The organism is Vibrio sp. 1580 (assembly GCF_033340055.1).
In genome coordinates this window covers 149,356-176,170 of sequence record NZ_JAWOVT010000006.1, presented here as the reverse complement: position 1 = coordinate 176,170, position 26,815 = coordinate 149,356, and the positions used below count along the sequence as shown (strand labels likewise).

The window sequence follows — 26,815 nt, the reverse complement described above, 5'->3', positions numbered from 1 at the left end:
GCTATATGAAACGATAATTAACCACTAAATACTTTGTATATTTTCATTTTTATTCTGAATAAAAATGAATCACTAATGTTGTACATTGACTTTATATGTTTTTCATATTTTTCATATGGTATTGATTCATTTTTTAGCTTTCTTAAATATTTAATAGCTGTTTTGTAAAAACTATACTTAAGTTTGTTACTGCCTTTCATAGTAGAATATGCAGAGTCAATGATTTTCACAAAATTATTTTGGTAATTAACATCATTAACTTTACTATTCATTATAGAATTTTGTCTAATTCTGTAAAATATGACATTGTCACAGATAGAGTATATTCTTAATTTTTTAGTAAATACCTGCCAATAAAACTCTTCATCCTCATGAATTAATCCGGGTACGAACCATATATTGTCAAGCACTTCTTTTCGATATAATTTATTCCAAACTACGAACTCTAAGGAGAAAAATTTTTTGTCCAAATCTAATTTCCCTATAATTCTTCTCTTTCGATAGTCTTCATATCTTTTATCTTCTTGATAAAACTTAGTTACTCTTCCTGAAACAATATCGTATCCAGTAGAATGCAACAATAATTTCTCAATTGCATCTTTTTCTAACCAGTCGTCTGAGTCTAGAAAAAACAAAAAATCTCCACGAGAGTTTTTTATCCCTGTATTCCTCGCTGCTGATAGCCCTTGGTTAGTTTGCTCTATGACTTTTATTCGAGGATCCTCATCTCGATATTGCTTAGCAATGTTTATGCTATTGTCTTGAGAGCCATCAATAATAGCAATTATTTCTATATTTCTATATGTTTGTTGTACAGCAGAATCTAGACATTCAGGTAAATACTCTTCTACATTATATATAGGAACTATAATACTGACTAATGGATTGTTATTACTCATTTTTTATTCTCAAGGTTATATAGAAAATCAGAAAGTTGCTCGTATAACCTAAATATTTCTATATAGAGCTTATTCCATGAGGTGATACCAGATTTATCTTTTCGAGAACTGCCTATTGTTGAGGGAATATCGGCTCTTTTGACAATATCTGGTCTTAAAACATACGTGGATACACCATGTTTATACGGTTTTTCCATGTAGTCATCTACAGGTTCTATAAACTGAGTTGCGTTTTTTATGAATTTCGAAGCAGCATGTGGAGTTAGAATATATCCCATAATGCCGCATGTGCGTTTGTTGAAGCGTACAATATTAAGTTTGTTATTAACTGAAGATATGACTTTAAATGATTTAGGCTTGGTTGCAGCAAGTTTTAGAAAGTCGTATTGTTCCGCTAATGTGTCGAAATGTGAAAACACGTCAAAAAACTCAGGTAATAAGTCGCAGTTATCTTCTAGAACCAGTATTGGTTCGTTTAGCTCCAAGCACTTTTCCCAGGCTAGGTGGTGACTAGAGAAGCAAGCAATTTCGTTCTCAACTAGCCTATAGCCAAATCGTTTTCGAGTAAGATCATCATTGCTACGTTCAGAGTATAGAAAGTTTGGCGCAGAGGAATCTATCGCTTCTATAAATTCGAATGGTATGTTGGCTTTGTTGAGTGCATTTTCCATACGAACTCTTCTATCAACTGAGCGTTTCATGTTAATAACAAAAACTTTCATTTTATACTCTCAATACATCTAATTGTCTTAGTTAGCGCACCAACATTATCTTTGACAAAGCTAAGGAGGTTTTCTTGAACGATACTTTTTGCTAACGCACCTTGAAACATAGCTTCAACCTTTAGACTCATATCGTTAGGTGACTCAATCAGTTTGATAACTTTCTTATGAAGCATCTTAACAACCAGATCTTGGAAGTTGTAATAGCTTGGTCCCGTGATTACTGGTACTCCCAGTGCTGCGGGCTCTAGCACATTATGCCCACCGACTTTATCTCCAACTAGGCTACCGCCCATAAAGCAGATATCCGCTGCGCCTATCAAAGTTAGCATCTCACCCATAGTATCACCGAGATATACTTGAGTATTTATCTCGACTGCATGCGTTGAAGTACGACGCACAGTGTTAAAGCCTTGCTGTTGGCAAAGCGTAAACACATCATCAAATCGTTCTGGATGGCGAGGAACTAAAATAAGTAATGCATTTGGATGAGATTTTAAAACTTGCCTATGTGCATCTAATACCTGTTCGTCCTCGCCTTTGTGGGTGCTAGCTGCAATCCAAATCGGACGATCGTTTCCAAGTTGGGCTCGAAGCTGCTGTCCTTGCTGTTTCACTTGCTCTGATATTTGAATATCGAACTTAATCGAGCCAGTAACGGATAGTTTCTTTTTCTCAACGCCTAAGCGTTCGAAGCGCTCTGCATCTGAATCCGTTTGGCAGAGTACTTGAGTTAGGCATGGATGAAGCTGGTTAAAAAGCCGCTGTATTTTGGCGTAGTTCTGACACGATTTTTCAGATAGGCGCGCATTCACGACAGTTATAGGGATACCCGCTTTGTGAACATTGTGAAGCGTGTTTGGCCACAGCTCAGTCTCAATGATCAACATCTGTTTTGGCTGCACTGCTTTAAGAAAACCTTTGATAGCGAACCCAAAGTCAATTGGCATATAGCGGTGTTCAATTAAATCACCCAACTTAGCAATCTGTTCAGCTCCCGTACTTGTTGTTGTTGTAACTAGAATAGATTGTTCGGGGTTTTGTTCCTTAAGGGCTTTAATTAAAGGTGTTGCTGCTATGCTTTCACCAACAGATACGGCATGTATCCAAATAGGTTTGTCGTTGCTTTTTAGCTTGGGAGTGATACCAAAGTGCTCTTTCCAGCGAGAGCCGAACTTAGGCTTATTTGGTTTGCTCTTGTACAAACCAAATAAAAGTAGCGGTGACGCTAGGGCGAGTAGTAAGGTATAAACAATACGAACTAACATGAGCTTATCGTAATGGCGTCAAATTTTTGGATGCTATCTAGCACTTGCTTAGGCGAAAGTTCTGTCAAGCACTTGAGGTGTTTGTATTGACATTCACGCTGGAAACAAGGGCGACAATCAATATCGGTATGAACAATCTCCACTTTTTCTGCGAGTGGGGGGGTGTACTTCGGTGAAGTTGAGCCATACACGGCAACAACATTACAACCAACCGCAGCTGCCACATGCATTAAGCCTGAGTCATTCGCGACAACAGTCTTACATGCAGCAAGTAAGTCGACTGCTTCAATTAAGCTGGTTTGGCCTGCCAGAACATGAATGTGCTCATGGAATTGCGTCGGAACAAGTGCGCGAATATTGTTACAAGTCTCCAAGTCCTTTTGAGAACCAAACAACCAGATTTGATGCCCAGATCGAGCCATTTGCGTCGCAACTTCAGCGTAGTGTGTTTCGGGCCATTTTTTGGCGGGACCAAACTCTGCTCCTGGGCACAGTCCGATAATTGGTTGGTCTTGGGCTAAGTTGAACTTTTTGATCGTGGCTTGTTGCTCTGCCGCGTTGATTGCAAGGCGTGGGCGAGGCAAGGTTTCAAGCCCGCCGAGAGAGTTAGAATCCACCATTTCTGCTTTTGGATAAGCTAACGCTACATAGCGCTCTACCATGTACTGAAAAGACTTCATGTTAGGGCGTAAGTCGTTCAATAAACCATAGCGCATTTCTCCCTTCCAGCCAGTACGAAGAGGAATGTTGGCAAACCATGGGATCAGTGCTGATTTCGCTGACTTAGGCAATATATAGGCGTGGTCATATTGCTTTTCACGTATCGATTTACCAATTTCCCTGCGGCCTAATAAGTTAAACTCACCATGACCGATAGGCATTTCAATCGCTTGGTGGATTTCTGGCATACGCTCAAGAATCGGTTTACACCATCCTGGAGCGATAACGTCAATTTGGCTATCTGGATGGCGTTGCTTTAATACGATATATAACGATTGCGACATTACCATATCGCCGACCCACGCAGGGCCAATAATTAAAATCTTTTTCATTTATTTACTTGCCAATCAGTATCATATCTAGGCTTGAAGATATTGTAATAGTTATTGCCGTCTTCTTGAGAGTGCAGCAACTGTAGTACCCACATATATTGTTCGGGTTTATCACCGACAAAATATTCAATGGCTTCATTACAGGTACGAGCGTCTTGCTCTTCGCCTTTATCCAGCTCAAACGCTGGTAAAATCTCAATGTCAAACGTACCATCTTCAGTGTTCATCGACGCAAATAGAGGCAGTACTTTTGAGCGTGATAGTTTCGCAATTTTGCCTAAACCAGGTAGCGTTGCTTTACGTGTTGCAAAAAAATCTACAAACACACTATGCTCTGGGCCGTGATCTTGGTCGGGTAGATAATACCCTACATAGCCATCTCGAATAGACTTCAGAAAAGGCTTAATGCCACCTGAGCGTTCATAAACACGACCACCATATTGAACTCTTTGCTTGTGCATCAGCCAGTCAGCAACATCATTCTTTTGTTTCTTCGCCATTGCAGAAACCGGCATTCCCATTGAAGCGAGCAAGATAGCAGGCACATCAATAGCCCAAGAGTGGGGAACCATTAAAATTACATTTTCGTTGCTATCAATGTGCTGTCGTAAAATGTCTAGGCCGCGAATTTGGCAACGGTTCTGAAGCCATTTTGGTGAGCGTAAACTTAGTAACCCGAAGCGAAAAAAGAACATGGCCGCTGTGTAGAGTGTTTTTTCTATCAAAGCTTCACGTTCTTGGAATGATTTTTCCGGAAAACACAGCTCAAAGTTAACCCTCGCTCGATGAGCTGGACCTTTGTGGGATTTAGACAGTTTTTTGGCTATGGTTTTCGCCAACCACTTTTGTAAACCCAGTGGCATTAATGATAACGGTAAAAATAAGATAACACCTAACCACGTGCCCCAGTACTTAGGCGACAGAAAGTGGCGCTTAAACTCAGGGTTATATGCTTTAGGGTCGAAGTCATCACGTTTTATGGTCATGGCGTGTCTAGTTACCTATTCGTGTGCGGGCGAAGTGGTTTAAATGAGAAAAAGATAGTTAGGAATGATACAGGCTATTGCACTTGAGTAAAGGTGGCAGGTTATGGTTCTACCACCTTGTGGCGCTTAACTGTTTTGGATAGTCAAGTATTCGGCAACGCCTTCTGCAACTGTCTTGAATTCAACATCACAACCTGCGGTGCGCAGTTTGGTCAGATCCGCTTGTGTGAATTCTTGGTAAGCGCCTTTTAGGTGCTCAGGGAATGGGATGGTTTCAATTTGGCCTTTGCCATGATACTTGATAACTGCTTTTGCTACCTCTTCAAAAGATTCAGCACGGCCAGTACCACAGTTAAAAATACCTGATACGCCGTTTTCTAAGAACCACAGGTTTACTTTACATACATCACCAACGTAAACGAAGTCGCGTTTGAATGATTCGCTGCCCGCGAACAATTTAGGATTTTCACCTGCGTTAAGTTGGTTGTTTAGATGGAACGCAACTGATGCCATGCTACCTTTGTGGTCTTCACGTGGGCCATATACGTTGAAGTAGCGGAAGCCGGTGATTTGAGAAAGGGTCTCACCATGCTCTTCAGCGTCTTGCCATAGGCGACGAACGTAGTTATCAAACTGCTGTTTCGAGTAACCGTATACATTCAGTGCGCCTTCGTATTCGCGTTCTTCAACGAAAGTCTCTGTATCACCGTAAGTGGCTGCGGAAGAAGCGTATAGGAATGGAATCTCGCGATCTAAACAGTAATGCAGCAGCTCTTTAGAGTACTCGTAATTGTTTAGCATCATGTACTTACCATCCCACTCAGTCGTTGCAGAGCAAGCACCTTCGTGGAAAATTGCCTCAATCGGACCAAAATCATCGCCCGCCATAATTTGGGTCAGAAAGTCGTCACGATCCATGTAATCTGTGATGTCCAGATCAACTAAGTTCTTAAACTTTTTGCCATTTTTTAGGTTGTCGACAACCAGGATATCGTTAATACCAGCTTCGTTTAGTGCTTTAACAATGTTGCTGCCGATCATGCCAGCGCCACCAGTTACGATGATCATAGAACTTCCACCATAGATTAAAATTTTCTCAGGAATTCTAGCAAGAAACGAAAAGTAGCGCTATTGGAAGCAGGAAGATAGGTTTGAGTCTTCTATGACTCAGTATCTAGATATGAAAAAGGGAGCCGCAGCTCCCTTGATTACTTTATTATTCCACATCCGAACGGTTAGGCCTTTGATACCAAGGATTTCGCTCGTCGGTCAACTCAATCAAGCTGTATTTACGTCCGAGTTTCTGTCCTCCGTCACGAGTAAGAGGCTGCCAACTAAAGTTCGCACGATTGTTGCTTGGCTTAACGGTCATGATGTCAAATGGAATCGACAAGTAGAAACCTTTGGTAAAGCTACCTTCACCAAATTCATCCGCAGACAAGTCTGTAAATGACGCAAAGGCACCAGCAATTACGCCACTCTTGAACTGCTTAGAAACATTGATTTGTGTACCAACATCACCGGCTAGGAACTGACCAACATCGACTTGGATCATCAAATCTTGTAGGAATTCCCATTGAGGGTAGTAGTAACCAGATACAAAACCAGTGAAGCCTTTATCAATAACTTGGAACGGACGTCCATATTCTGGCACGTTTTGCCATTTCTCATCGTAAACACCGAAGTAACTTTGTGGATCACGTTGAGAAATTACGTTGACGTCAGCGCCAATCGCCCAGTTAGCTCCTTGTGGACGGTAAAGAAACTCGGTACCGACTCCAGCAAACATGCTCTCCAGATAACCCGCGTAGAATTGTTGATCCATGGTATCGGAATACTCTTGGAACCAAGTCAACTGTAGGTTTGACATGGTCACAGCGTGTTCATTTTGGTAAGCACGGAACATGGTGCGAACCCGGGGAACGGTAGTACCATCGGGTGGAGTGACATAATTAAACTTATCGTAGTTGTTATACCAATCCCAGTATAACGAACCGCCAATTTCAAGATTGTCCGTCAGCCAGTATGAGGCATTACCGCTTAGCCCTACACTAAAGAGATAGAAGTCTTCTGCGTTACCTAGAGTTTGAACAAGTTTAGGTGCAAAGCCCCAATCAAAACGCTCAAAACCATCATAGACAGATTCTCCACTTGGCTTATTGCTAGCTTTTTCGGTTGCGTCTTCTATTTTGGGATTGATGTAATTAACTTGGGCAAAGTCGCGATATTTCTCCTTGGAAATAATCGTTTGTTCGCCGACTAAGCCTCGGCTACGTTCGTTGATAGCATAGGTATCAATATCGTCAGGCATTTCATTATGAAGTACAGCCGCCGCTTTTTCATGTGCCTCTGTACGGTCACGATATTTCTTCTGTTCACCAACGACAGTTACGGTGTTGTCATCAACATAAATGCGTGTGTTTTGGTAACCCGCAATTTTGTCTAAATCTTCCGTTACACGTTCCCAGTCAACATCAGACAGTTCTTCTGGTTGGTTATCTTCGACTTCTGGTGTAGGCTCATCTCGCCAGAATGATGGCATGTCATTGAAGTTAGTGTTGAGCGTTAAACCTGCGACCAAAGTGTCTCCGCGTTCATAACTTAAACGAAAATCGGCCATTCCTAGACGGTAGAGCACACCAAAGTTCCATGGTGTGTGTGGTGTCATGTCGATACCGCCTTGAACAACAGGAAAGTCTTCGCTGTAGTCATTACTGTCATACTCTATTTTAAAGCGTAGCGGTGCATGTAAAGTCTGATATTCAATACCCCCAAAGAGGGCTGCCGGGCCTTTGAAAAAACGGTCAGTGTTTGTTGTGCCACCTGTTAGTTGATAATCACCTGGACGAGAACAAAATCGATCAGAGATTTTACATGCTGGATTGGTAATGTTTCCTCTAGTACCTAAAGAGCCCCAACCTATACCGATCGTAAAATCAAATGTCCCTAAACTTCTGTTGGCGTACTGTTTGGTTGCTGCAAAATACTCAGAGTCAAAAAGGCCAGTACCTGCAAAATCTCTAACACCAAAGGACACTTCAGGTACATATTGACTTTCTTCTAGAAGCCTAAATTTAAAATCAATACCTTTATCTGTGTATTCGTTATCCCCACAAAATCGTGGATCAGTACAGTATGGAAGTCCATCGACAATTGTATATCTAATAGTCGCTTCAGCCCAGGGCATTACCTGTACCGTAGCATTGTAAAAGAGGTACTCATCACTCCCTGTAACAGAAAAGTTGAATTCCCCTTCAGGGGCCATACGTCCGGTTGGCATTTGCATTAAACCAACGCCACCGAAGTCTGTTTGGGATGGTCGTAAAGGAGGAGCCTCAAACGGCATCTCTTGAGCCCAAACCAATGCTGGGCCCATTAAATAAAGGGTTAAGCTTTTTCTAATTGGCATCATTACGGTCTCTTTGTAGCATTTGGTATCAGTTGAGTGAGTAGGAGGATAATATCTTGATCCATTTCAGACCGTTCAAGATCACCAAAAGGTACATATACCAAGGTCAGAGGTGGTAAGTAATATTGTGTTGTTAACCAGGCTCCGTGATGCGGCTTAACTACATGACCATCTGGGTAGATCAACACTGGTGGTGTTGATAACGTACCAATGTTACTTTTCAAATTCTCTATTTGCCTCTGCAAAGGGATGCCTGCCTGCTCCGTAATGGAATACACGCTATTTACGTTTCCCAGGAAGTACACTTTTTCTTCGCGCAGAGGGCTTGCGAGCACGTAATTGCCGCGCAACAGTGGGTTGTCGAATTTATTTAGTCGAACTTTATCAACATCGATCGCAGACAGTAAGCGTGGTGCAAAGCTTTGCTTCTGAATGAATTTGTAGAATGGATGTGCAACCAAGTTGTGTTGAATCATTTGATTGAGTACTGAGTTCTTTAAAGCGGTAGCGTTTTTTTCGGCGCGTTCCGATTTATCAAACAAAGTTGTACCAAGAGAATATTGCAGTGAGACGCTTTGCTCTTTAGCAAGTGTTAAGACGCTTTCTAAACGAGCAGGCCCCTGGAATTGTAGCTGTTTGCCTACTTCCAGTAACTCAACATTTAATTGCTGTATAGTAGAGGTTTCTGTTTGAGCGAAGCTATGTATGCTCAAAAGTGGCATGACCAAACCTAGTAACGTTAGTAGTCGCTTGCTCATGATTTGCTATATCCCTTCAAAATGGTTAACTCAACCGGAATCATATTCGGACCTAAGTATTGTAAGGTTTTGATAACCTGACCTTGCTCATCTATCCAATAATAGTTTTCGACCGATTGAGAAAGGCTACTAAAATCAACGGCTTCTTTATATACGTTGGTCATGGTACTGGAAATAGGAGTTGTTAACGTTTCTTGGCCTGAGTAAGAACGCGTTATATTTGCTGGGAAACCATAACGGTATTGTGTTGCCCAATCGTATGAGAGTGCGTAGTTGACAGAGGCTGAATCAGAAGAAAAATCTGGCACATCACCATAAACACCCGCTAAGTCCCCATTCTGTAGACCTATCGTTTTGACGATATGCCCATTCTCCGTAACGATCATAGCTTTGTCAGCACTTACCCATTTTAGTTGTGTTTTTCCATTGAGAGGGTTTTTCTCTGCAAAAGCTAAAACAACAAAGACCTGTTTTTGATTCCCAAGTCTCAAATAGGCACTGGCATAAGGAACGGCATTTATTTCTTCTGGGGTCATCTCTACATCGATGTAGTTACCGTAAGCTTCTTGGACGGTTGCTGAAACATCATTGAATTTCTGTGTGCAGCCAAAGAGCAAACCTAGTAGCGGAAGAGTGAGGAGTGGTTGTATCCATTTGGACGTTCTGAAGATGTTCATTGATCCCTCTTGCAAATAAAATCGCCCTGAATCATTCAGGGCGATTATCTTCTGTCTACAAAACGAAATTAGTTAGTAGAAGTAGAAGTAGAAGTAGATGTTGAAGTAGATGTTGAATCGCTATCTGACGCTGCAACTGCTACTACAGTTACTGCTGCTGCCGCACCTACTGCTACAGCTGTTGTGCCTGTTGCAGATGCAGAAGCTGCGCCTGCTGAACCTGCTTCTTCTGCTGCAAATGCAGTTGATGCGCTTAGAGCCATAAGAATAGCTAGAGCTGTATTCTTCATTATTAATCCTTGTATATCCGGTATAAAAACATCGATGTTTGGTAGCATAAAAAATGCTCCAAATTATATTCTAGATAAAAAAGCCTTAGCATGTAAATAGTTTCTTATTTTGCTATGGCTTACGATCTCATTTCTAACACCAGCGTGACATTGTGCGGTTATCTTGCTCCCTTGCTTGCTGATAAACTATCAAGAGTGCATAATTTGTCGGCCTATTTCCTCCAGGACTAGAGGTTTGGAGTCAATAGGTCGTTTTTACTTACACCATATAGAAAGCGATACAGTGGCTTACGCTCAACGCCTCAGGGCGGTAGCGTACCAACTCTTCAGTATTTAATGGCCTGCATAGCACGCTTAACTTTGCTTTGGCAGTCCATATTATTACCAGTACTAGGAACTTTTTACGTGATAAGAAAGCAGCATTGTTTAGGAATACTTAGTGCACTGGGCTTAAGCCTGAGTTCTTTTTCAGCGTCAGCCGATTTTTATGCTGGTGCGTTAGTGAGCTACTCAAATGCAGAACTGAAAAGCTCGTCTTCTGAGTCCGTAAAAGAGGGGAGTCCTTTTCTTCTTAGTGCGCAAGCTGGTTATTTCTTTAATGACTATATTGGCTTAGAAGGGCGTTATGGGACATCAGTTCAACGTGACAGCGGTCTTGCCGTTGATAGCGTTTTGAGCGGCTTTGTTAAGTTGAATATGCCAGTTTCAGAGCGAGTTGCACTTTATGGTTTAGCTGGGTATTCAAGCGTTCAGCTCGATCTACAAAATGTAGGTTCTCACAAAGAACAAGGATTTAGTTTTGGGTTAGGTATGCACTACGCTTTAAACAACCAAAGCGCGGTGATATTTGAGTTCGTTGATAACGTCTCTGAAGACCAAGTTCGCCTTAACTCGATTACACTGGGTTTTCAGCACCGATTCTAATTTAAATACCTAGAGCTCAAACTTGGGGCTAGGGTCTTTTATTCAATTATTATAGTGACATACCATGTTTAAAGGATATTTCTCTATTGCCGCTTTTATATTGGCAAGTACGTTTGCGTCTTATTCGATGGCACAAACACCCACTCCAGAACAAATGAAAATGTTTCAAAATCTACCCGCCGACCAACAACAGGCCTTGGCGAGTAAATATGGTTTCTCCATTCCTTCTAGTTCATCTTCAAACAAGTCTCCTTACGAAAACCCGCAAGTAATCAAACCTAGGGCTGAATCTAGTGGTGCTGTATCTTCCAATATAGAGGAACAATGGCTCAAAAAAGACGAGAAGAAAGAGCTTAAACGCTTTGGTTTAGATCTTTTTGCTGGTTCTCCAAGCACGTTTGCTCCGATCAGTGATGTTCCTGTACCGGCAAATTACACTGTGGGGGCTGGTGATGAAATCATTGTGCAGTTGTTTGGTAAGGAGAACGAGACACATCGCTTACGTGTAAATCGCGCAGGCACAATCAACTTCCCCTCACTTGGGCCGGTAAATGTTGCTGGCATGCACTTTTCTGATGTTCGAGACTCTCTTACACAACGTGTAAAAGAACAAATGATTGGTGTGCGCAGTGATATTTCATTGGGTGAATTGCGCACAATGCAAGTATTTGTAATGGGTGATGCATATAAGCCAGGTGCCTACACGGTTAGCGCATTAACGACAATTTCACAAGCTATTTATTACAGCGGCGGTTTTGGTGAAAGTGGGGCGCTGAGAGATATCCAGCTAAAGCGTCATGGTAAAATCATTCGTAAGTTGGATATGTATGACCTGTTATTAAAAGGTGATGCAAGTAATGATGTGCGCTTACTACCGGATGATGTTGTTTTAATTGGTTCTGTTAACGATACAGTGTCTATCGAAGGCGAGATCAACCGTCCGGCAATTTATGAAGTCAAGGCAGGTGAAACTTACCAGCAACTTATTCAGATGGCTGGTGGTTTTACTGCGAATGCTCATGCCGAGCAGTTGGAGATAAAACGCTACGCTTCACATGGCGCTCGTGAGGCTTTGACGCTTGATTTCAATAAAACGCAAGATCGACAGAGTAAAGTTAAAAATGGAGACGCCATCAAGATCTTGAAAAAAAGCGAAGAGCTTACTCGTTACGTGCAGATAGAGGGAGATGTTCGTCATCCTGGCTATGTGGAATGGCGCAATGGCCTTCGTGTTGCCGATCTTTTCAAATCTGTTGACTCAGCTTTTAATTCTACAGCTGATGTTAACTATGCGGTTGTGGTAAGAGAGATTAATCCACAGCGTGATATTGAGGTGTTCCAACTAAGCTTAGCCAACGCGATTCTATCACCAGGTAGCCAAGACAACCTTAAGTTACACTCACGAGATCGTATATTGGTTTTCAACCGTTTTAATAACGAAGATTTGGATACATTGGCAACACAAGAGGCTGTTTCAAAAGCAAAAACATTGGAGCAAGCGCAAGAGCAAGCTGAGCTGGAACAACAGAAAGAGCAAGAAGTGATGAGCTCTTCTGTTGCCGTTTCGCATTCAGAAAACGGTATGCTGAACAACCAGAACGCCACAGAGCAGGCGAAACCTGCTAAAATCATTTTCCGTGGTAAAGAGATTACAGAGGAAGATTTTGAAAAGCTGAAGCAAAATACTCGTCGCACTTTACTTGCCCCAGTGTTGTTACAACTTCAGCAACAGTCTCGTTTGGGACTAGCCCCTCAAATTGCTGAAGTCTTTGGTGAAGTGAAGCACCCAGGACGCTACCCGATCACTCCAAGAATGACGGTATCAACGCTTATTGAAGCTGCTGGTGGTTTGACTTACAACGCATTCACAATTAATGCAGAACTAGCGCGAACCGCGATTAATAGTGCGGATGAGCGTGCGTATATTGATGTTGAACGCATTGATTTACGTAAAGCAATACAAGGCAGTGCTTCAGACGATGCAATTATCGTAGGCCGAGATCGTTTGAACATCCTCGAAAAGCCAAATGTGAAGCTACAAAGCACAGTCACTTTACAAGGTGAAGTTCGCTTCCCTGGAACCTATACCGTGCGCCAAGGTGAAACCTTAAGTGAGTTATTGGACCGAGCGGGCGGCCTAACCGAATTTGCTCACCCTCAAGGAGCAATATTTACGCGTGAAGCATTACGCTTACAAGAGCAGAAGCTCTTAAATCAATACGCCGCAGATATGCGAAAAGAAACAGCGAAGAAGACGTTTCGAGCAGATAGTAATATAGGTTCTGTAATTTCAGACCCAGAGAAAACGTTAGCGTTTGTAGAGGAAGCAAGTCGCAGCAAAGCACTTGGCCGTATGGTGGTACAGTTAAACCGTATCTTAAAAGGTGAGCGTTCAGCAGACTTTATGCTAGAAGATGGAGACTTCCTCTTTGTGCCGACCTTCCGCAACACAGTCTCAATTATGGGTGAAGTTCAGGTTCCAATTACTTACTTGTTGGACAACAAACTTGATGTCGATGACTATCTTAACAAAGCCGGTGGTGCCAAGAAGCAAGCGGACGAAGACCGTATCTTTGTAGTACGAGCTGATGGTTCAGTTTACAAACCATCCTCTGGTTATTGGTTTGGAAATAACAAAGAAGAACTAAAAGCTGGTGATACGATCGTAGTCCCAATTGATACAGACTACCGTGATGCATTAAGCACCTGGACTGCTGCTACACAGATCCTTTACCAAACGGGTGTTGCGATTAATGCACTTAGATAATTTGTGCTCTTTTAATTGGTCTTAAGGTGATTTTTATGTCTATGCAAGAACCGCAGGTTAACTTCAATAATGATGAAGTTTCACTGAAAGAGTTATTGTCGGTACTGTGGAAAGGCAAAGTGACTATTATCGGCTTTTTAGTTATTTTTGCGATAGCCTCAGTTGCTTACTCCTTATCTTTACCAAACATATACAGAGCAGATGCCCTATTGGCTCCATCCGAGATGAGTTCCGCATCTGGGTTTGGTAATGCTTCCGGACAATTGGGAAGTATTGCGGCTTTAGCAGGGGTAAATTTAGGTGCTGCTGAATCTAGTCAAAGTGGTTTGGCTGTTCAAGTTATACAGTCCCGAAATTTCGTAAATATGTTCATTACTAAGCATGGATTGCTCGTTCCTTTAATGGCGAGTACAGGCTGGAACTTAGGAGATAATGAGCTTGTTATCGATCCTGAAGTTTATGACATCCAATCGCAAACATGGCTGCGACCAGCGGACGGAATGCGAGGAGCTGAGCCTACTGCCCAAGAAGCATATGAAGTGTTCATTAAAAGGGTACTAAGCGTTTCACTAAATGAAGATACTGGGCTTTACAACTTATCAGTAAGCCACTTTTCTCCTTTTATTGCTAAGCAATGGGTAGACTGGTTGATAGAAGACATTAATGACGTCATGAGAGATAGAGCGATATCTGATGCGACAAATAATCTTAATTATTTACATGCTCAGTTAGAGAAAACTTCTATTTCAGAAATGCAGACAACCTTCTATAGCTTAATTGAAGAACAGACTAAAAGTTTAATGCTTGCTCAGGCACAAGACGAGTTTGTCTTTAAAGTTGTTGATCCTGCTGTCGCGCCAGAGCTTAAATCTGGACCTAAAAGAGCAATTATGTGTGTTTTAGGTACTTTACTGGGAGGAATGCTTGGTGTGGCTATTGTATTAATAAGGTTGTCATTTTTTAAGAAGAATAAGTCGATTGAGTCTTAAGCTCATTGAATTTTATAACTTAGGGATTATTGATCTTGACCATGAAAAAAAAGGTTCTTACGGTATTTGGTACTCGACCAGAAGCAATAAAGATGGCGCCTCTAGTTCATGCTTTAGCTTCCGACGAACGATTTGAAGCAAAGTGCTGTGTGACAGCCCAACATCGAGAGATGCTGGACCAAGTCCTTGAGCTATTTGAGATAAAACCAGATTATGACCTTAACTTAATGAGAGTAGGTCAGTCACTTAATGACGTGACTGCACGGATCTTATTGGAATTAAAACCAGTATTACATGAGTTTAAACCTGATGTTGTTTTAGTCCATGGTGATACTGCAACTACATTTGCAGCTAGCCTTGCTGCATATTACGAACAAATTTCAGTTGGTCATGTAGAAGCAGGTTTAAGGACAGGCAACATCTACTCTCCTTGGCCTGAGGAAGCAAATAGAAAGTTGACGGGGGCATTAACGCAATATCACTTTGCGCCAACAGAAACATCCCAAAATAACTTGTTACAAGAGAATTTCGATAAAAAGAATATCTCTGTGACGGGGAACACGGTTATCGATGCACTATTGATGATTAAAGATAAAATTGATCATGATAAGTCTCTTCATCAGCAGTTATCGGAGCAATTCCCATTCCTTTGTGAAGATAAAAAGTTAGTACTCGTTACAGGTCACAGAAGAGAGAGTTTTGGTGGCGGCTTTGAGCGTATTTGCGAGGCTCTAGCTTTGACAGCGCAAAAACATCCAGAAGTTCAAATTGTTTATCCTATGCATTTGAACCCGAATGTACGAGAGCCCGTTAATCGAATTCTTGCGGGCATCAACAATGTGCATTTGATCGAGCCTCAACAATACTTACCGTTTATCTACTTAATGAATAGAGCGCACATCATACTTACTGATTCGGGTGGCATTCAAGAAGAAGCGCCTTCTCTAGGTAAACCGGTATTAGTAATGAGAGACACTACAGAGCGCCCAGAAGCTATAAAAGCTGGCACCGTTAAGTTGGTTGGTACTGACATAGACCGAATCGTTGTTGGTTTAACGACGCTGCTTCAGGATGAACAAGCATACAAAGAAATGAGCTTTGCACATAACCCTTATGGGGATGGAAAAGCATGTCAACGAATTCTAGATGTTCTAGCAAAATAATTTAATTTAACGAGAAGTATATATGTCTTTTGAAACAGTATCAGTTGTAGGTTTGGGCTACATTGGTTTGCCAACAGCAGCAATGTTCGCATCACGCAAAAAAAAAGTTATTGGTGTTGATGTTAACCAACATGCTGTTGACACTATCAATCAAGGTAAAATCCATATCGTTGAGCCTGAGCTTGATATGATCGTAAATGCCGCAGTTAAAGAAGGTTACCTAAAAGCGGTGATAACTCCAGAAGCGGCTGATGCTTTTCTTATAGCTGTTCCAACCCCCTTCTTACCTTGCAAAGTAGGTGAAGTCCCAGCTCCTGACCTTTCTTACATTGAAGCTGCGAGTAAAGCAATTGCTCCTGTCTTAAAGAAGGGAGATCTAGTTATCCTAGAATCGACTTCACCAGTAGGAGCTACGGAGCAGATGGCTGATTGGCTAGCTCAGGCACGTTCAGACCTTACTTTCCCTCAAACTCATGGCGAAAACGCGGACATTAACATTGCACATTGCCCGGAGCGTGTGTTGCCAGGTCATGTCGTTCGAGAACTGGTTGAAAATGATCGTGTAATTGGCGGCCTTACACCTAAATGTTCGCAACGATCAGTTGAGTTGTACCAAACATTTGTTCAAGGCGAATGTGTTATCACCAATGCACGCACTGCAGAAATGGCGAAGTTGACTGAAAACAGCTCTCGTGACGTTCAAATTGCATTTGCAAATGAGCTTTCTGTTATCTGTGATAAGTTAGATATCAATGTCTGGGAACTAATTGCATTAGCAAACCGTCATCCACGCGTGAACATCCTTCAGCCAGGCCCTGGCGTCGGTGGCCACTGCATTGCTGTTGATCCATGGTTTATCGTTTCAAAAACGCCAGCAGAAGCTCAGATTATTCATACAGCACGTAAAGTTAATGACAGTAAGCCTGGTTGGGTTGTCGGTAAGACTAAAATGGCTATTGCAGACTTCCTGCAAGAGAATGCTGATAAAACAGCCAAAGAGGTTACAATTGCCTGTTACGGCCTAGCTTTTAAGCCTGACATCGATGACTTACGTGAAAGCCCTGCAATGCAGATTGTAAAAGAAATTGCTTCTTTCCATATGGGTAATGTCATTGCAGTTGAACCTAATATTCATCAATTGCCAAGTTCATTGGAGCAAGTTGAGCTTCAGAGTTTTGACGCTGCAAAGTCGACGGCTGATATTCATGTAATGCTTGTTGATCACAAAGAATTTAAAGAGCAATCAATTAGCTCAAGCTTTTTAATTGATACTAAGGGTATCTGGTGATGCGAATTCTTGTGACAGGTGGGGCCGGTTTTATCGGTTCCGCTGTAATTAGGCATATAATTACTAATACCAATGATAGTGTTGTTAATATTGACAAACTGACTTACGCAGGCAATTTAGAGTCGCTAACGGAAGTTTCAGGTAGTGATCGCTATTCGTTTGAAAGGGTCGATATTTGTAACAGAGAAGAGCTAGAAAGGGTTTTCAAGCAATATAACCCTGATTTAGTAATGCATCTTGCAGCAGAATCCCATGTAGATCGTTCCATTGATGGCCCATCCGCTTTCATAGAGACTAATATCATCGGGACCTATACAATGTTGGAAGTGAGTAGAAACTACTGGGGGCAGCTTGATGATACGAGAAAAAAAATTTTTCGTTTCCATCATATATCAACTGATGAAGTTTATGGAGATTTAGAAGGTACTTCCGATTTATTCACAGAAACGACTTCTTATTCTCCAAGTAGCCCTTATTCTGCTTCAAAGGCTTCAAGTGACCATCTAGTAAGAGCATGGGCTCGAACCTATCAATTTCCAACAGTCGTTACAAACTGTTCCAACAATTATGGGCCATATCACTTTCCTGAAAAGCTGATACCTTTAGTTATATTAAATGCATTGGAAGGAAAAGCTCTACCTATTTATGGCGATGGTCAACAAATAAGAGACTGGCTGTTTGTAGAGGATCATGCACGTGCTTTATATCTTGTTGCAACAAAAGGGGTTCTTGGAGAAACATACAATATTGGTGGACACAACGAGAAAACGAATCTCGAAGTAGTGACTACGATTTGTCGAATACTAGATAAATTAAGACCAAACAAACTCCAAAATATCAAAAACTATGAAGAGCTCATTACATTCGTTGCCGATCGTCCTGGGCATGACCTGAGGTATGCAATTGATGCGAGTAAAATTGAGAAAGAGTTAGGTTGGACACCAAATGAATCATTTGAGAGTGGGATTAAGAAAACTGTCGAGTGGTACTTAGAAAATACAAACTGGTGGCAACGTGTTTTAGATGGTTCTTATAATCTAGAACGTTTAGGTGTAGGAAAACAATGAAAGGAATAATCTTAGCTGGAGGTTCTGGCACACGTCTTTACCCAATTACAAAAGGTATTTCTAAGCAACTGATTCCAGTGTATGACAAACCGATGATATATTATCCATTATCAGTTTTAATGCTCGCTGGTATCAAAGATATTTTGGTGATAACTACACCTGAAGACTTACCAAACTTTGAGCGCCTACTTGGTAATGGCTCTGCATTTGGAATTAATCTTAGTTATGCAGTACAACCAAGTCCTGACGGTTTAGCCCAAGCATTTATTATTGGGGAAGATTTTATAGGTAAAGACTCGGTTTGCCTTGTCTTAGGTGATAACATCTTTTACGGCCCTGGTTTTTCAAAAAAACTAAAAGACTCTGTCAATAAAAAGATGGGAGCGACTGTTTTTGGGTACCAAGTTAAAGACCCTGAACGTTTTGGTGTTGTTGAATTTGATGAAGACTTTAATGCTAAATCAATAGAAGAAAAACCAAAGAACCCTAAGTCAAACTATGCAGTGACTGGATTATATTTTTATGACAATAGGGTTATAGAGTTTGCAAAATCAATTCAACCATCGGAGAGAGGTGAACTAGAAATTACGTCTATTAACCAGAAGTATCTAGAAAACAATGAACTACAGGTTGAGTTGCTAGGGCGAGGATTTGCTTGGCTAGACACTGGTACACACGATAGTTTATTAGAAGCTTCTCATTTTGTGGAAACAGTAGAAAAAAGACAAGGTTATAAAATAGCATGTTTGGAGGAGATTGCTTTTTATAACGGATGGCTGAGTGAAAATGAAGTTCGTGAAATTGCCACATCCATGAAGAAAAATGGTTATGGCCGTTATTTATTAGATATTATTAGTTAAGATATGAAGAAAATTATTCACCTATGTCATGAAGAAAAGTTTCTTCCCGCTTTTATTGAGCTTGTTCGGAGCAATTTTCCAAATGAACAGCATCATTTTGTGGTCATGAAACAAGGCAATGGTTTTGATATAGGTGAATTCTCAAATGTCACTTATGTTGAGGAAAGAGAGCAGAAACTAAGCAATAGGCTTTTCTTGATTATAAAACTTCTAAAAATTATTAATAACTTTGACAAAGTTATTTTCCATAGTCTCTTTAAAGTCCAGTATATCCAGCTTTTATTTTTATTAAAGAAAGAAAGTCTTGAAAAGATATGGGTCGTTTGGGGAGGAGACTTATATCAACAGATAGATAAAAGCTCTAATAGCATTAATAACAAGGTTTTCTCAAGAGCGGTGTCTAATCTAAATGGGTGTATAACTCAAATAGAGGGCGACAAGATGCTTGTTGAAAAAATGTTCAATTGTAAGCTAAAACATTACAGCTCATTCTTCTACCCTTCGAATGTGGTGAAAAAAACTGACATTAAACCTAAAGCGTATTGCGATAAATTGACTATCCTCTTGGGGAATTCTGCATGTAAAAATAATAATCATTTAGAAATGATTGAAAAAATTAGCTTTATAAAAAATAGAGAAGTAGAAGTTATTTGTCCTCTTTCATATGGTGATACAGCATATGCACAGTCAGTTATCAATGCTGGAAAAGCAGCTTTTGGGGATAAATTTCATCCTTTAACAACATTTTTGTCTAAGGTTGAGTACGAAAAGGTTTTAGCAAAAGTAGATGTGGCAATTTTTGCACATGACCGGCAGCAGGCTTTCGGTAACATAATTGTTTTGCTAGAAATGGGTAAGAAGGTCTATTTAAAGAATAAGACCACTCATTATAAAACTTTAAAAAGCATTGGTTTTAATATTTATTCCATAGAAGAAATGGAAATATCAAAAATTAGTGATAAAGAAGCGAAAGAAAATAAAGATAAAGCGGTGAGAAATTTTTCAATTACTAATTTAAATTCTCAATTGGAAGAAATATTCAATGGCTAAGATTAAAGTTATTATCTACGGTCTCGGTGATTTCGCAAAGTTTTGTTTAGAGGAATTTGAAGGTAGTGGGCTTTATGAGGTTATTGCTTTCACTGCTGATCACTCATTCATTAAAGAAAATGAGTTCTGTAATAAAAAAGTGTATGCTTTCGAGGATATTCAAGCTCATTTCCCTCCTGAAACGTATAAAATGTTTGTCGCGGTAGGTTACTCTAAAATGAGAAATAGAGTAATCATGTATAAAAAAGCAAAAGAAAAGCAGTACAGGTTAATTAACTACATTTCTGCAAATTCTGATGTTTCACGAAGTGTACTCCTTGGCGATAACAATTTAATACTGAACAGCGTTATATTAGAGCAACATTGTCATATTGGGTCTAATAACATCATTTGGAGTAGAGCCACACTATGCCATGATTCCATAGTTGGTGATCATAACTTTATAGCTTCAGGTGTTATCGTAGGGGGGAGAACGGAGATTAAGTCTAATTGTTTTTTTGGTTTTAGCTCTACGTTATTACAAGATTTAATTATTGAAGATGAAACGTTAGTAGGAGCTAAGTCCTTAGTTCAAAATAACTCAAAAAAATATGAAAAACTGATAGGTATTCCAGCTCAAGTGATTAGCTATCATGAAGAGGATGGGATCGTAATAGATTAAGGTAATCTCAGTGTTTAAAAATAAAGTCGCAATCCTTCAGCCTAACTACATTCCGTGGAAAGGTGTATTTGATATTATCGACAGAGTCGATACTTTCGTGTTTTTTGATGACGTTGATTATACAAAAAGAGATTGGAGGACCAGAAATAAGATTAAGACTGCAAATGGGAGCATTTGGTTAACCGTACCTGTAAAGAAAGTACCAAGGGGTACTAAGATAAAAGATGTACAGATAAATAATCTAGATAACTGGAAGAAGAAGCATTATCAAACGATAGTCCAGACATATAAGAAGTCTCCTTATTTTGACAAATATAGCTATATTATCGAAAGGATCTACAATGAATTTGATAGTGATAATTTGTCTGAATTCAATATAAATACGACAATTTTATTATCTGAAGTTCTTGGGATTAGCGCTAATTTTGTAAGATCATCAGATCTTCTTAATGAAGGTGTAAAGGGAATGAGACTGATTAGTATCTGTAAGCAGTTAAACGGAGACTATTACCTTTCCGGACCTGCTGCTAGAGATTATATAGTAGAAAAAGAGTTTGAGGACGCTAATATAAAATTGGATTATATTGATTATTCTTATCCGGAATACCCTCAAAGTTTTGGTGAATTTGATCACCATCTTTCTGTACTTGACCTTATTTTTAACTGCGGACCCAACGCATTAGAGTTTATAAGAAAAAATGGATGATATTAAAATGATTCCTTTCAATCGCCCACCAGTTCTTGGCACGGAGTTTACCTATCTCGAGCAAGCTATGCTTAATAAAAAACTTTGTGGCGATGGAGAGTTCACAAAAAAATGTACATCTTGGTTTGACAAGCGATTTGTTAGCTCGAGAACGTTGTTAGTTAATAACTGCACTCAAGCTTTAGAAATGGCGGCGATCCTAATAGATATACAACCTGGCGACGAAGTTATAATGCCAAGTTACACATTTGTGAGTACAGCGAATGCATTTGTGCTTCGAGGTGCAAAGATTGTCTTCGTTGATATAAAACCTGATACGATGAATATCGATGAATCATTGATTGAAGGTGCTATTACCGATAAAACTAAAGCTATTGTTCCTGTTCACTACGCAGGAGTTGCGTGTGAAATGGATACAATAATGGCTATTGCTGAACGACATAATCTATTTGTTATAGAAGATGCAGCACAAGGCGTTATGTCCAACTACAAAGGTAAACCTCTTGGTACAATTGGTCATTTCGGTGCTTTTAGTTTTCATGAAACTAAAAACTATACCAGTGGAGGTGAAGGCGGTCTACTGATTGTCAACGACCGAAACTTTTTTGAACGCGCCGAGATAATCAGAGAAAAAGGGACAAATCGTAGCCTATTCTTTAAAGGGGTTGTTGATAAATACACATGGGTAGATGTTGGGAGTAGCTTTTTACCAAGTGAACTACAAGCAGCTTACCTATATGCACAGTTAGAAAGTGCAGAATCAATAAATTCAACTCGTTTAAAGTTGTGGGACGTTTACCATAACAGTTTTGAGCATTTGAAAGAAGTGGAACGCCCTTCTATCCCTCAAGGTGCAGTTCATAATGCACATATGTATTACTTAAAAACGCAAGACCTACAGACGAGAGATTCGCTAATAGACTTTCTTAAAATTCATGGTGTGCAAGCTGCATTTCACTATATACCTCTCCATTCTTCTCCTGCCGGTAAAAACTGTGGTGAATTTCAAGGTATAGATCAGTTTACTACTATAGAGAGTGAACGTTTATTGAGGTTACCATTGTATTTGGATTTATCTGAAAATGAGCAAAACAAGGTTATTAAACTCGTTCAAGAATTTTTTGCTAAATGAATATAAAGGATAAGGCTATTCGTGGGGTCAAATGGACCTCACTGTCATCAATTACTGTAGCTTTGTGTCAAATAGTTCAGCTTGCAATTTTGGCTCGCTACATAGAACCACAAGGGTTGGGGTTAATAGCCATATCAACGGTTGTGATTGGGTTTTGCAATCTATTCATGGATATGGGAATTTCTAATGCAGTTATACATAAAAGAGAAGTTACAAAAGAGCAGTTTTCTTGTTTATTTACATTAAACATTATATTTGGTGTTTTCTTAACGTTATTGGTTTGTTTCTCTTCAAACATAATAAGTTTGTTTTTTAATGAACCTGCTCTATCAAACATACTAGGCATACTTGCAATAACGTTTTTTATATCTTCAGTCGGAAACTTGCATAGAGCTATTCTACAAAAAGAATTACGTTTCAACACGCTAGCTAAAATAGAAATATTCTCTACTGTATCATCATTTATTCTTACGATAGTTTTGGTTCTTCTTAATTACGATATCTATAGTATAGTTTATGGTGCAATCCTTAAGGTTTTATTACAAAATGTTATTATCTTCTTTAAAGAAAGAGCATTATTTAAGCCTGAGATAAAGTTTTCTTTTCATGAAGTTAGAGATTTTCTTTCTTTTGGGATGTTTCAGTTGGGAGAAAGAAGTATTAACTATTTTTCTTCCCAGTTTGATACCATTATCATCGGTAAGTTACTTGGAGCTGAAGTCCTAGGTGTATATAGTGTTGTAAAACAACTCTGTCAAAAACCATTTCAAATACTAAATCCGGTAATCAATAGAGTCTCGTTTCCTGTTTTAGCCAAATTTCAAGATGATAAACGTCAACTCTCTGATATATTCATAAAAGTTATAAGATTGGTCACAATATCAATAATTCCTGTTTACTCAATTTTGGCTCTGTCTTCTTATGAAATACTAGAGATATATCTTGGTCCCGGATGGGGGGAGCATAAGTCTTTGCTTGTTGGACTGTGTGTAGTAAATGCACTAAATGTCTTTGGTAACCCAGTTGGTTCGTTACAATTAGCTAAAGGTAGAGCTGATTTAGGCTTTTACATGAATTTATTAATGAGTTTGATATTATTGCCTTCATTGTATATTTCTTCTCATTATAGCTTAATCTTAGTTGTTATAACGATAATTTTTATAAAGCTAATTTCAATTCTTCCTATATGGAGATTTGTTATCTTACCGCTATCAGGGATCCGTTTTAGTAAATATGTTTCGCCACTCATTTCTGCACTTGCAGTTAATGTCGGTTTGGTTCTTTTGTTGTATTTCTCTTTCGGAAATATGGATATTGAAGTTTATTACTTAGTGATAGTTAAATCAGCATTATTGTTGTTGTTATTATTTGTATTTTATATTTCATTCTATCCGGATGTACGAAGTAAATTAATTAAACGTGGTAAATGACATGTCGAACTTTTTATTCTCTATAAATGAAAAGATTAAACACTATGATTTTAATCATTGTCTTGCTTCGAACATAGATAATGATATTCAAATATCAAAAGATAGGAAAAGCAAATTCTATAAAGATGCTGTCTTAATTGATAATGAAACAATGTTGTTATTTATAGACGGTGTTGTTTTAAACAAAAGTGAACTATCCGAACGATATGATGATGCCCTCTCTTGGGAAAATGTTGTAATAAATCTGTATAAAGATTTTGGAGATGATTTTTTTAGCTTATTTAGGGGATCTTTTCAAGGTGTAATTTTAAGTAAAGAAAATGATAAGACGATAGTTTTCTCTGATCACATCGGTTCTAAGCCGATTTATTACACTAAAACAGAAAAGGGCTTTATTGCGGGAAGTTGCTTTGTAGACGTACTTGCGAACTTAAAAGAACTAGGGTGTACAATCGACTTAGAAGAGGATTCTGCCTACGATTTATTAACTTACGGTTTTGTCTTCGGCGGAAAAACTTTAGTCAAGACTATTAATCGAATTGAACCGGGTCGTTTTGTTAAGATTACACCAAACGAGTTATCAATAGAGCAATTCTACAAACCGGATAATAAGCATATAACCTCACTAAATGAGGAGAAAATCATAGATAGACTTGATGAACTTTTCAGACAGGCTATCCATCGTGCATTTAGTAAGGATCGTGAGCACAATTATAAACATTTGGTTGCACTCAGTGGCGGGTTAGATTCAAGGATGACGACTTGGGTTGCTAATCAAATGGGCTTTGGCAAGAACATAGTCAATTATACTTTCTCTGAGTCCGATTATTTAGATGAGACTATTCCTAAAGAGATCGCTCGTGATTTAAAACATGAATGGATATTTAAATCCTTAGATAACGGCCTCTTTTTAAACAACGTGGATGAAATTACAAAGATTACTGGCGGTAACGCTCTATACTTTGGACTTTCTCACGGGAAAAGTTGTTTGGATTTAATTGACCAAGAGCGCTTTGGTATGATTCATTCGGGTCAATTAGGTGATGTGGTCATTGGTACTTATTCATCAAAATCCACACACGTTGTCGATTTTGATAGGCTTTCAGGTGCGTATTCGAGAGTGCTTGCCAATAACATTGACTTAAACCAACCTCGTTATGAATATCCTAACGAAGAAATGTTTAAACTGAATACACGAGGATTCTCTGGCATAAATCAAGGTTTGGTTCTAGCTCAACAAGAGACGGAGACATACTCTCCTTTTTATGATGTTGACCTGTTAAACTTTTGTTTATCGATTCCTTTAGATATGAGATTCGATCATTATATCTATCGAAAATGGTTACAAAAGAAATACCCTCAATCTGGTGATTATGTTTGGGAGAAGACTGGGAGTAAAATCAATACGCAATATATCTCAGTTAAAGGTCGTTCTTTGCCTTTAAAGTACGTGATTAAAAAGTTGTTAAAAAAGGTAAATATTTTTCCAAGCCTGAACACAAGAAGTAATATGAACCCGATAGACTTCTGGTTAAAAAATAATGAAGAGTTGAGAGATTTCTATCAGCAGTATTTTGAAAATAACATTTTATTTCTAGAAGTTCATCATAAACTTAAGTCGGAAGTATCAAATCTATTTGATAATGGTACTAGCTTAGAAAGAAACCAAGTTATATCATTGTTGTCAATTGCAAAATTTATATATGAAAAATAAAGTATTATATGTCGTTCCTAGTATAGAGAAAAAAAACAGTGGTCCAGCTGTTCGTGTAAGTAATATTATTCAATCTAAATTCTTCGGAAGTGTCATTTCTGGCTCGGGTCGAAGTAAACTTTCCGATTCATTGAAAGTTGAGTCTAAGAGTCTAATTTATGTTGAGTCTTCTACAAACAGGCTTAATGTTGTAGACCTATTTTGTTTGATTTTTCTTAAGTATATCAAGGCTTGTGATATTCACGTATATATCCGAGATTGCTACACAATCCTTTTTCCTGGCGAATATAGCTCGTTTAGAAAAAAGATTACTAAGATTCTGCTTGATCTAACAAATAAATTCTATATATCTCTTTCTAAGACATTATATTTTCCAACCTTAGGTATGGGAGATGTTTACTGTACTTACTATAATGTAAAAAAAGATATAGGGGCACTTCCTCCCGGTATTGTAGAGGATGAATATAAATCTTTTTCTTTCCCTAAAGTAAATGATGAAAGGACGAAATATATTATTCACGTTGGAGGTTTGCAGTATCGATATTCTGGTGTGAATGAATTAATAGATTTCGCTTATAATCTAGATAAGGGTCTAAAGCTCCTTTTAGTTACACGAGATGAGAAAATAGTCTTCGAGCATTCGATGTACCCGAATGTAAAAGATAATATTGAAATACTAAGTTTGAATCGAGATGGTGTGATAGAAAGATTGCGTCAAGGTGATATAATAGCAGCTGTACATTCTAGACCTATTAATAATTATGATGCTATTACATATCCAATTAAAATATTGGATTATATTTCTTGGAAGTTACCAATAATTACCCTTAAACATGAGCCGATAATTGAACTTTTAAGTGAGGATTATCCACTTTTCTACGGTGATATATCAGAGTTTTCTTATGATGAATATTTTGACGTACTTGCTGAAATTAAAGAAATATACAATGATGTATCCATAGAAAAAAGCTATAGAAAGATAATGTTGCGATTGGAAGACTAA

The 26,815-nt window shown here is 39.1% G+C and carries 24 protein-coding genes; 14 read left to right on the top strand and 10 right to left on the bottom strand.

From position 1 onward, the window contains the following. Positions 1-17: 17 nt before the first annotated feature. The 10 genes from R7093_RS11795 to R7093_RS11750 form a co-directional block, all read right to left on the bottom strand. The gene (locus R7093_RS11795) at positions 18-899 is read right to left on the bottom strand and encodes a glycosyltransferase family 2 protein (RefSeq protein ID WP_047103797.1); all 882 of its coding nucleotides are present in this window, start codon (positions 897-899) and stop codon (positions 18-20) included. After that, positions 896-1,621, bottom strand: a complete 726-nt coding sequence (locus R7093_RS11790; protein WP_005384794.1) for a glycosyltransferase family 25 protein — start codon at positions 1,619-1,621, stop codon at positions 896-898. Before R7093_RS11790 ends, R7093_RS11795 begins: the two co-directional genes overlap by 4 nt. Next, complete coding sequence (gene waaA / locus R7093_RS11785; protein WP_318146670.1) at positions 1,618-2,889, bottom strand: lipid IV(A) 3-deoxy-D-manno-octulosonic acid transferase; 1,272 nt, start codon at positions 2,887-2,889, stop codon at positions 1,618-1,620. Before waaA ends, R7093_RS11790 begins: the two co-directional genes overlap by 4 nt. Then, positions 2,883-3,941 carry a lipopolysaccharide heptosyltransferase II gene (gene waaF, locus R7093_RS11780; RefSeq protein ID WP_054574198.1) on the bottom strand — a complete coding sequence of 353 codons (1,059 nt, stop codon included), beginning with the start codon at positions 3,939-3,941 and terminating at the stop codon, positions 2,883-2,885. The genes waaA and waaF overlap by 7 nt, the downstream gene beginning before the upstream one ends. Continuing rightward, a complete protein-coding gene (lpxM, locus tag R7093_RS11775) occupies positions 3,938-4,927 on the bottom strand; it encodes a lauroyl-Kdo(2)-lipid IV(A) myristoyltransferase (RefSeq protein WP_005384797.1) in 990 nt (329 codons plus the stop codon). The genes waaF and lpxM overlap by 4 nt, the downstream gene beginning before the upstream one ends. A 126-nt stretch (positions 4,928-5,053) precedes the next feature. After that, positions 5,054-5,995 carry an ADP-glyceromanno-heptose 6-epimerase gene (rfaD, locus tag R7093_RS11770; protein WP_054574199.1) on the bottom strand — a complete coding sequence of 314 codons (942 nt, stop codon included), beginning with the start codon at positions 5,993-5,995 and terminating at the stop codon, positions 5,054-5,056. A gap of 148 nt (positions 5,996-6,143) precedes the next feature. After that, positions 6,144-8,339, bottom strand: a complete 2,196-nt coding sequence (locus tag R7093_RS11765; protein ID WP_085569714.1) for a YjbH domain-containing protein — start codon at positions 8,337-8,339, stop codon at positions 6,144-6,146. Continuing rightward, on the bottom strand, positions 8,339-9,094 hold the full coding sequence (locus tag R7093_RS11760) for a capsule biosynthesis GfcC family protein (protein ID WP_054574201.1): 756 nt from the start codon (positions 9,092-9,094) through the stop codon (positions 8,339-8,341). The genes R7093_RS11765 and R7093_RS11760 overlap by 1 nt, the downstream gene beginning before the upstream one ends. Further along, positions 9,091-9,771 (bottom strand): YjbF family lipoprotein, encoded by a 681-nt coding sequence (locus R7093_RS11755; RefSeq protein WP_318146669.1) that lies wholly within the window; start codon positions 9,769-9,771, stop codon positions 9,091-9,093. Before R7093_RS11755 ends, R7093_RS11760 begins: the two co-directional genes overlap by 4 nt. 68 nt (positions 9,772-9,839) lie before the next feature. Continuing rightward, positions 9,840-10,061 (bottom strand): hypothetical protein, encoded by a 222-nt coding sequence (locus tag R7093_RS11750; RefSeq protein ID WP_005535462.1) that lies wholly within the window; start codon positions 10,059-10,061, stop codon positions 9,840-9,842. 405 nt (positions 10,062-10,466) lie between these two features. Between R7093_RS11750 and R7093_RS11745 the strand changes: the two genes are divergently transcribed. From R7093_RS11745 to R7093_RS11680, 14 genes are all read left to right on the top strand, one after another. Further along, positions 10,467-10,985, top strand: a complete 519-nt coding sequence (locus R7093_RS11745) for an outer membrane beta-barrel protein (RefSeq protein WP_047103814.1) — start codon at positions 10,467-10,469, stop codon at positions 10,983-10,985. Between the two features lie 64 nt (positions 10,986-11,049). Continuing rightward, complete coding sequence (locus R7093_RS11740) at positions 11,050-13,752, top strand: SLBB domain-containing protein (RefSeq protein ID WP_047103816.1); 2,703 nt, start codon at positions 11,050-11,052, stop codon at positions 13,750-13,752. Positions 13,753-13,787: 35 nt separating this feature from the next. Further along, positions 13,788-14,741 (top strand): Wzz/FepE/Etk N-terminal domain-containing protein, encoded by a 954-nt coding sequence (locus tag R7093_RS11735; protein WP_047103817.1) that lies wholly within the window; start codon positions 13,788-13,790, stop codon positions 14,739-14,741. A gap of 41 nt (positions 14,742-14,782) precedes the next feature. Beyond that, complete coding sequence (gene wecB, locus R7093_RS11730) at positions 14,783-15,904, top strand: non-hydrolyzing UDP-N-acetylglucosamine 2-epimerase (protein ID WP_047103819.1); 1,122 nt, start codon at positions 14,783-14,785, stop codon at positions 15,902-15,904. 22 nt (positions 15,905-15,926) lie between these two features. Then, complete coding sequence (wecC, locus tag R7093_RS11725) at positions 15,927-17,192, top strand: UDP-N-acetyl-D-mannosamine dehydrogenase (RefSeq protein WP_047103821.1); 1,266 nt, start codon at positions 15,927-15,929, stop codon at positions 17,190-17,192. Then, on the top strand, positions 17,192-18,259 hold the full coding sequence (rfbB, locus tag R7093_RS11720) for a dTDP-glucose 4,6-dehydratase (protein ID WP_047103823.1): 1,068 nt from the start codon (positions 17,192-17,194) through the stop codon (positions 18,257-18,259). The genes wecC and rfbB overlap by 1 nt, the downstream gene beginning before the upstream one ends. After that, positions 18,256-19,119 carry a glucose-1-phosphate thymidylyltransferase RfbA gene (gene rfbA, locus R7093_RS11715; RefSeq protein ID WP_256900474.1) on the top strand — a complete coding sequence of 288 codons (864 nt, stop codon included), beginning with the start codon at positions 18,256-18,258 and terminating at the stop codon, positions 19,117-19,119. Before rfbB ends, rfbA begins: the two co-directional genes overlap by 4 nt. Before the next feature lie 3 nt (positions 19,120-19,122). Continuing rightward, positions 19,123-20,169, top strand: coding sequence for a TDP-N-acetylfucosamine:lipid II N-acetylfucosaminyltransferase (locus tag R7093_RS11710; RefSeq protein ID WP_047103826.1), 1,047 nt, complete (start codon positions 19,123-19,125; stop codon positions 20,167-20,169). Next, the gene (locus R7093_RS11705) at positions 20,162-20,830 is read left to right on the top strand and encodes a hypothetical protein (RefSeq protein ID WP_047103828.1); all 669 of its coding nucleotides are present in this window, start codon (positions 20,162-20,164) and stop codon (positions 20,828-20,830) included. The genes R7093_RS11710 and R7093_RS11705 overlap by 8 nt, the downstream gene beginning before the upstream one ends. Before the next feature lie 10 nt (positions 20,831-20,840). Continuing rightward, positions 20,841-21,536: a WbqC family protein gene (locus R7093_RS11700; protein WP_080960122.1), complete on the top strand. Its 696-nt coding sequence runs from the start codon at positions 20,841-20,843 to the stop codon at positions 21,534-21,536. Positions 21,537-21,543: 7 nt separating this feature from the next. Further along, positions 21,544-22,668, top strand: coding sequence for a dTDP-4-amino-4,6-dideoxygalactose transaminase (gene rffA, locus R7093_RS11695; protein WP_047103892.1), 1,125 nt, complete (start codon positions 21,544-21,546; stop codon positions 22,666-22,668). Further along, positions 22,665-24,098 carry an MOP flippase family protein gene (locus R7093_RS11690; RefSeq protein WP_318146668.1) on the top strand — a complete coding sequence of 478 codons (1,434 nt, stop codon included), beginning with the start codon at positions 22,665-22,667 and terminating at the stop codon, positions 24,096-24,098. The genes rffA and R7093_RS11690 overlap by 4 nt, the downstream gene beginning before the upstream one ends. Before the next feature lies 1 nt (position 24,099). Next, on the top strand, positions 24,100-25,812 hold the full coding sequence (locus R7093_RS11685; RefSeq protein WP_052767714.1) for a hypothetical protein: 1,713 nt from the start codon (positions 24,100-24,102) through the stop codon (positions 25,810-25,812). Continuing rightward, positions 25,802-26,815 (top strand): hypothetical protein, encoded by a 1,014-nt coding sequence (locus R7093_RS11680; RefSeq protein ID WP_047103832.1) that lies wholly within the window; start codon positions 25,802-25,804, stop codon positions 26,813-26,815. The genes R7093_RS11685 and R7093_RS11680 overlap by 11 nt, the downstream gene beginning before the upstream one ends.

Coding starts and splice junctions, on each gene's coding strand:
- R7093_RS11755 (WP_318146669.1), bottom strand. CDS start 9,771: ATGAACATCTTCAGAACGTCCAAATGGATACAACCACTCCTCACTCTT.
- waaA (WP_318146670.1), bottom strand. CDS start 2,889: ATGTTAGTTCGTATTGTTTATACCTTACTACTCGCCCTAGCGTCACCG.
- R7093_RS11735 (WP_047103817.1), top strand. CDS start 13,788: ATGTCTATGCAAGAACCGCAGGTTAACTTCAATAATGATGAAGTTTCA.
- lpxM (WP_005384797.1), bottom strand. CDS start 4,927: ATGACCATAAAACGTGATGACTTCGACCCTAAAGCATATAACCCTGAG.
- R7093_RS11750 (WP_005535462.1), bottom strand. CDS start 10,061: ATGAAGAATACAGCTCTAGCTATTCTTATGGCTCTAAGCGCATCAACT.
- R7093_RS11795 (WP_047103797.1), bottom strand. CDS start 899: ATGAGTAATAACAATCCATTAGTCAGTATTATAGTTCCTATATATAAT.
- rfbA (WP_256900474.1), top strand. CDS start 18,256: ATGAAAGGAATAATCTTAGCTGGAGGTTCTGGCACACGTCTTTACCCA.
- R7093_RS11705 (WP_047103828.1), top strand. CDS start 20,162: ATGGCTAAGATTAAAGTTATTATCTACGGTCTCGGTGATTTCGCAAAG.
- R7093_RS11680 (WP_047103832.1), top strand. CDS start 25,802: ATGAAAAATAAAGTATTATATGTCGTTCCTAGTATAGAGAAAAAAAAC.
- R7093_RS11690 (WP_318146668.1), top strand. CDS start 22,665: ATGAATATAAAGGATAAGGCTATTCGTGGGGTCAAATGGACCTCACTG.
- wecB (WP_047103819.1), top strand. CDS start 14,783: ATGAAAAAAAAGGTTCTTACGGTATTTGGTACTCGACCAGAAGCAATA.
- R7093_RS11740 (WP_047103816.1), top strand. CDS start 11,050: ATGTTTAAAGGATATTTCTCTATTGCCGCTTTTATATTGGCAAGTACG.
- rfbB (WP_047103823.1), top strand. CDS start 17,192: ATGCGAATTCTTGTGACAGGTGGGGCCGGTTTTATCGGTTCCGCTGTA.
- rfaD (WP_054574199.1), bottom strand. CDS start 5,995: ATGATCATCGTAACTGGTGGCGCTGGCATGATCGGCAGCAACATTGTT.
- R7093_RS11760 (WP_054574201.1), bottom strand. CDS start 9,094: ATGAGCAAGCGACTACTAACGTTACTAGGTTTGGTCATGCCACTTTTG.
- rffA (WP_047103892.1), top strand. CDS start 21,544: ATGATTCCTTTCAATCGCCCACCAGTTCTTGGCACGGAGTTTACCTAT.
- R7093_RS11685 (WP_052767714.1), top strand. CDS start 24,100: ATGTCGAACTTTTTATTCTCTATAAATGAAAAGATTAAACACTATGAT.
- R7093_RS11790 (WP_005384794.1), bottom strand. CDS start 1,621: ATGAAAGTTTTTGTTATTAACATGAAACGCTCAGTTGATAGAAGAGTT.
- wecC (WP_047103821.1), top strand. CDS start 15,927: ATGTCTTTTGAAACAGTATCAGTTGTAGGTTTGGGCTACATTGGTTTG.
- waaF (WP_054574198.1), bottom strand. CDS start 3,941: ATGAAAAAGATTTTAATTATTGGCCCTGCGTGGGTCGGCGATATGGTA.
- R7093_RS11765 (WP_085569714.1), bottom strand. CDS start 8,339: ATGATGCCAATTAGAAAAAGCTTAACCCTTTATTTAATGGGCCCAGCA.
- R7093_RS11710 (WP_047103826.1), top strand. CDS start 19,123: ATGAAGAAAATTATTCACCTATGTCATGAAGAAAAGTTTCTTCCCGCT.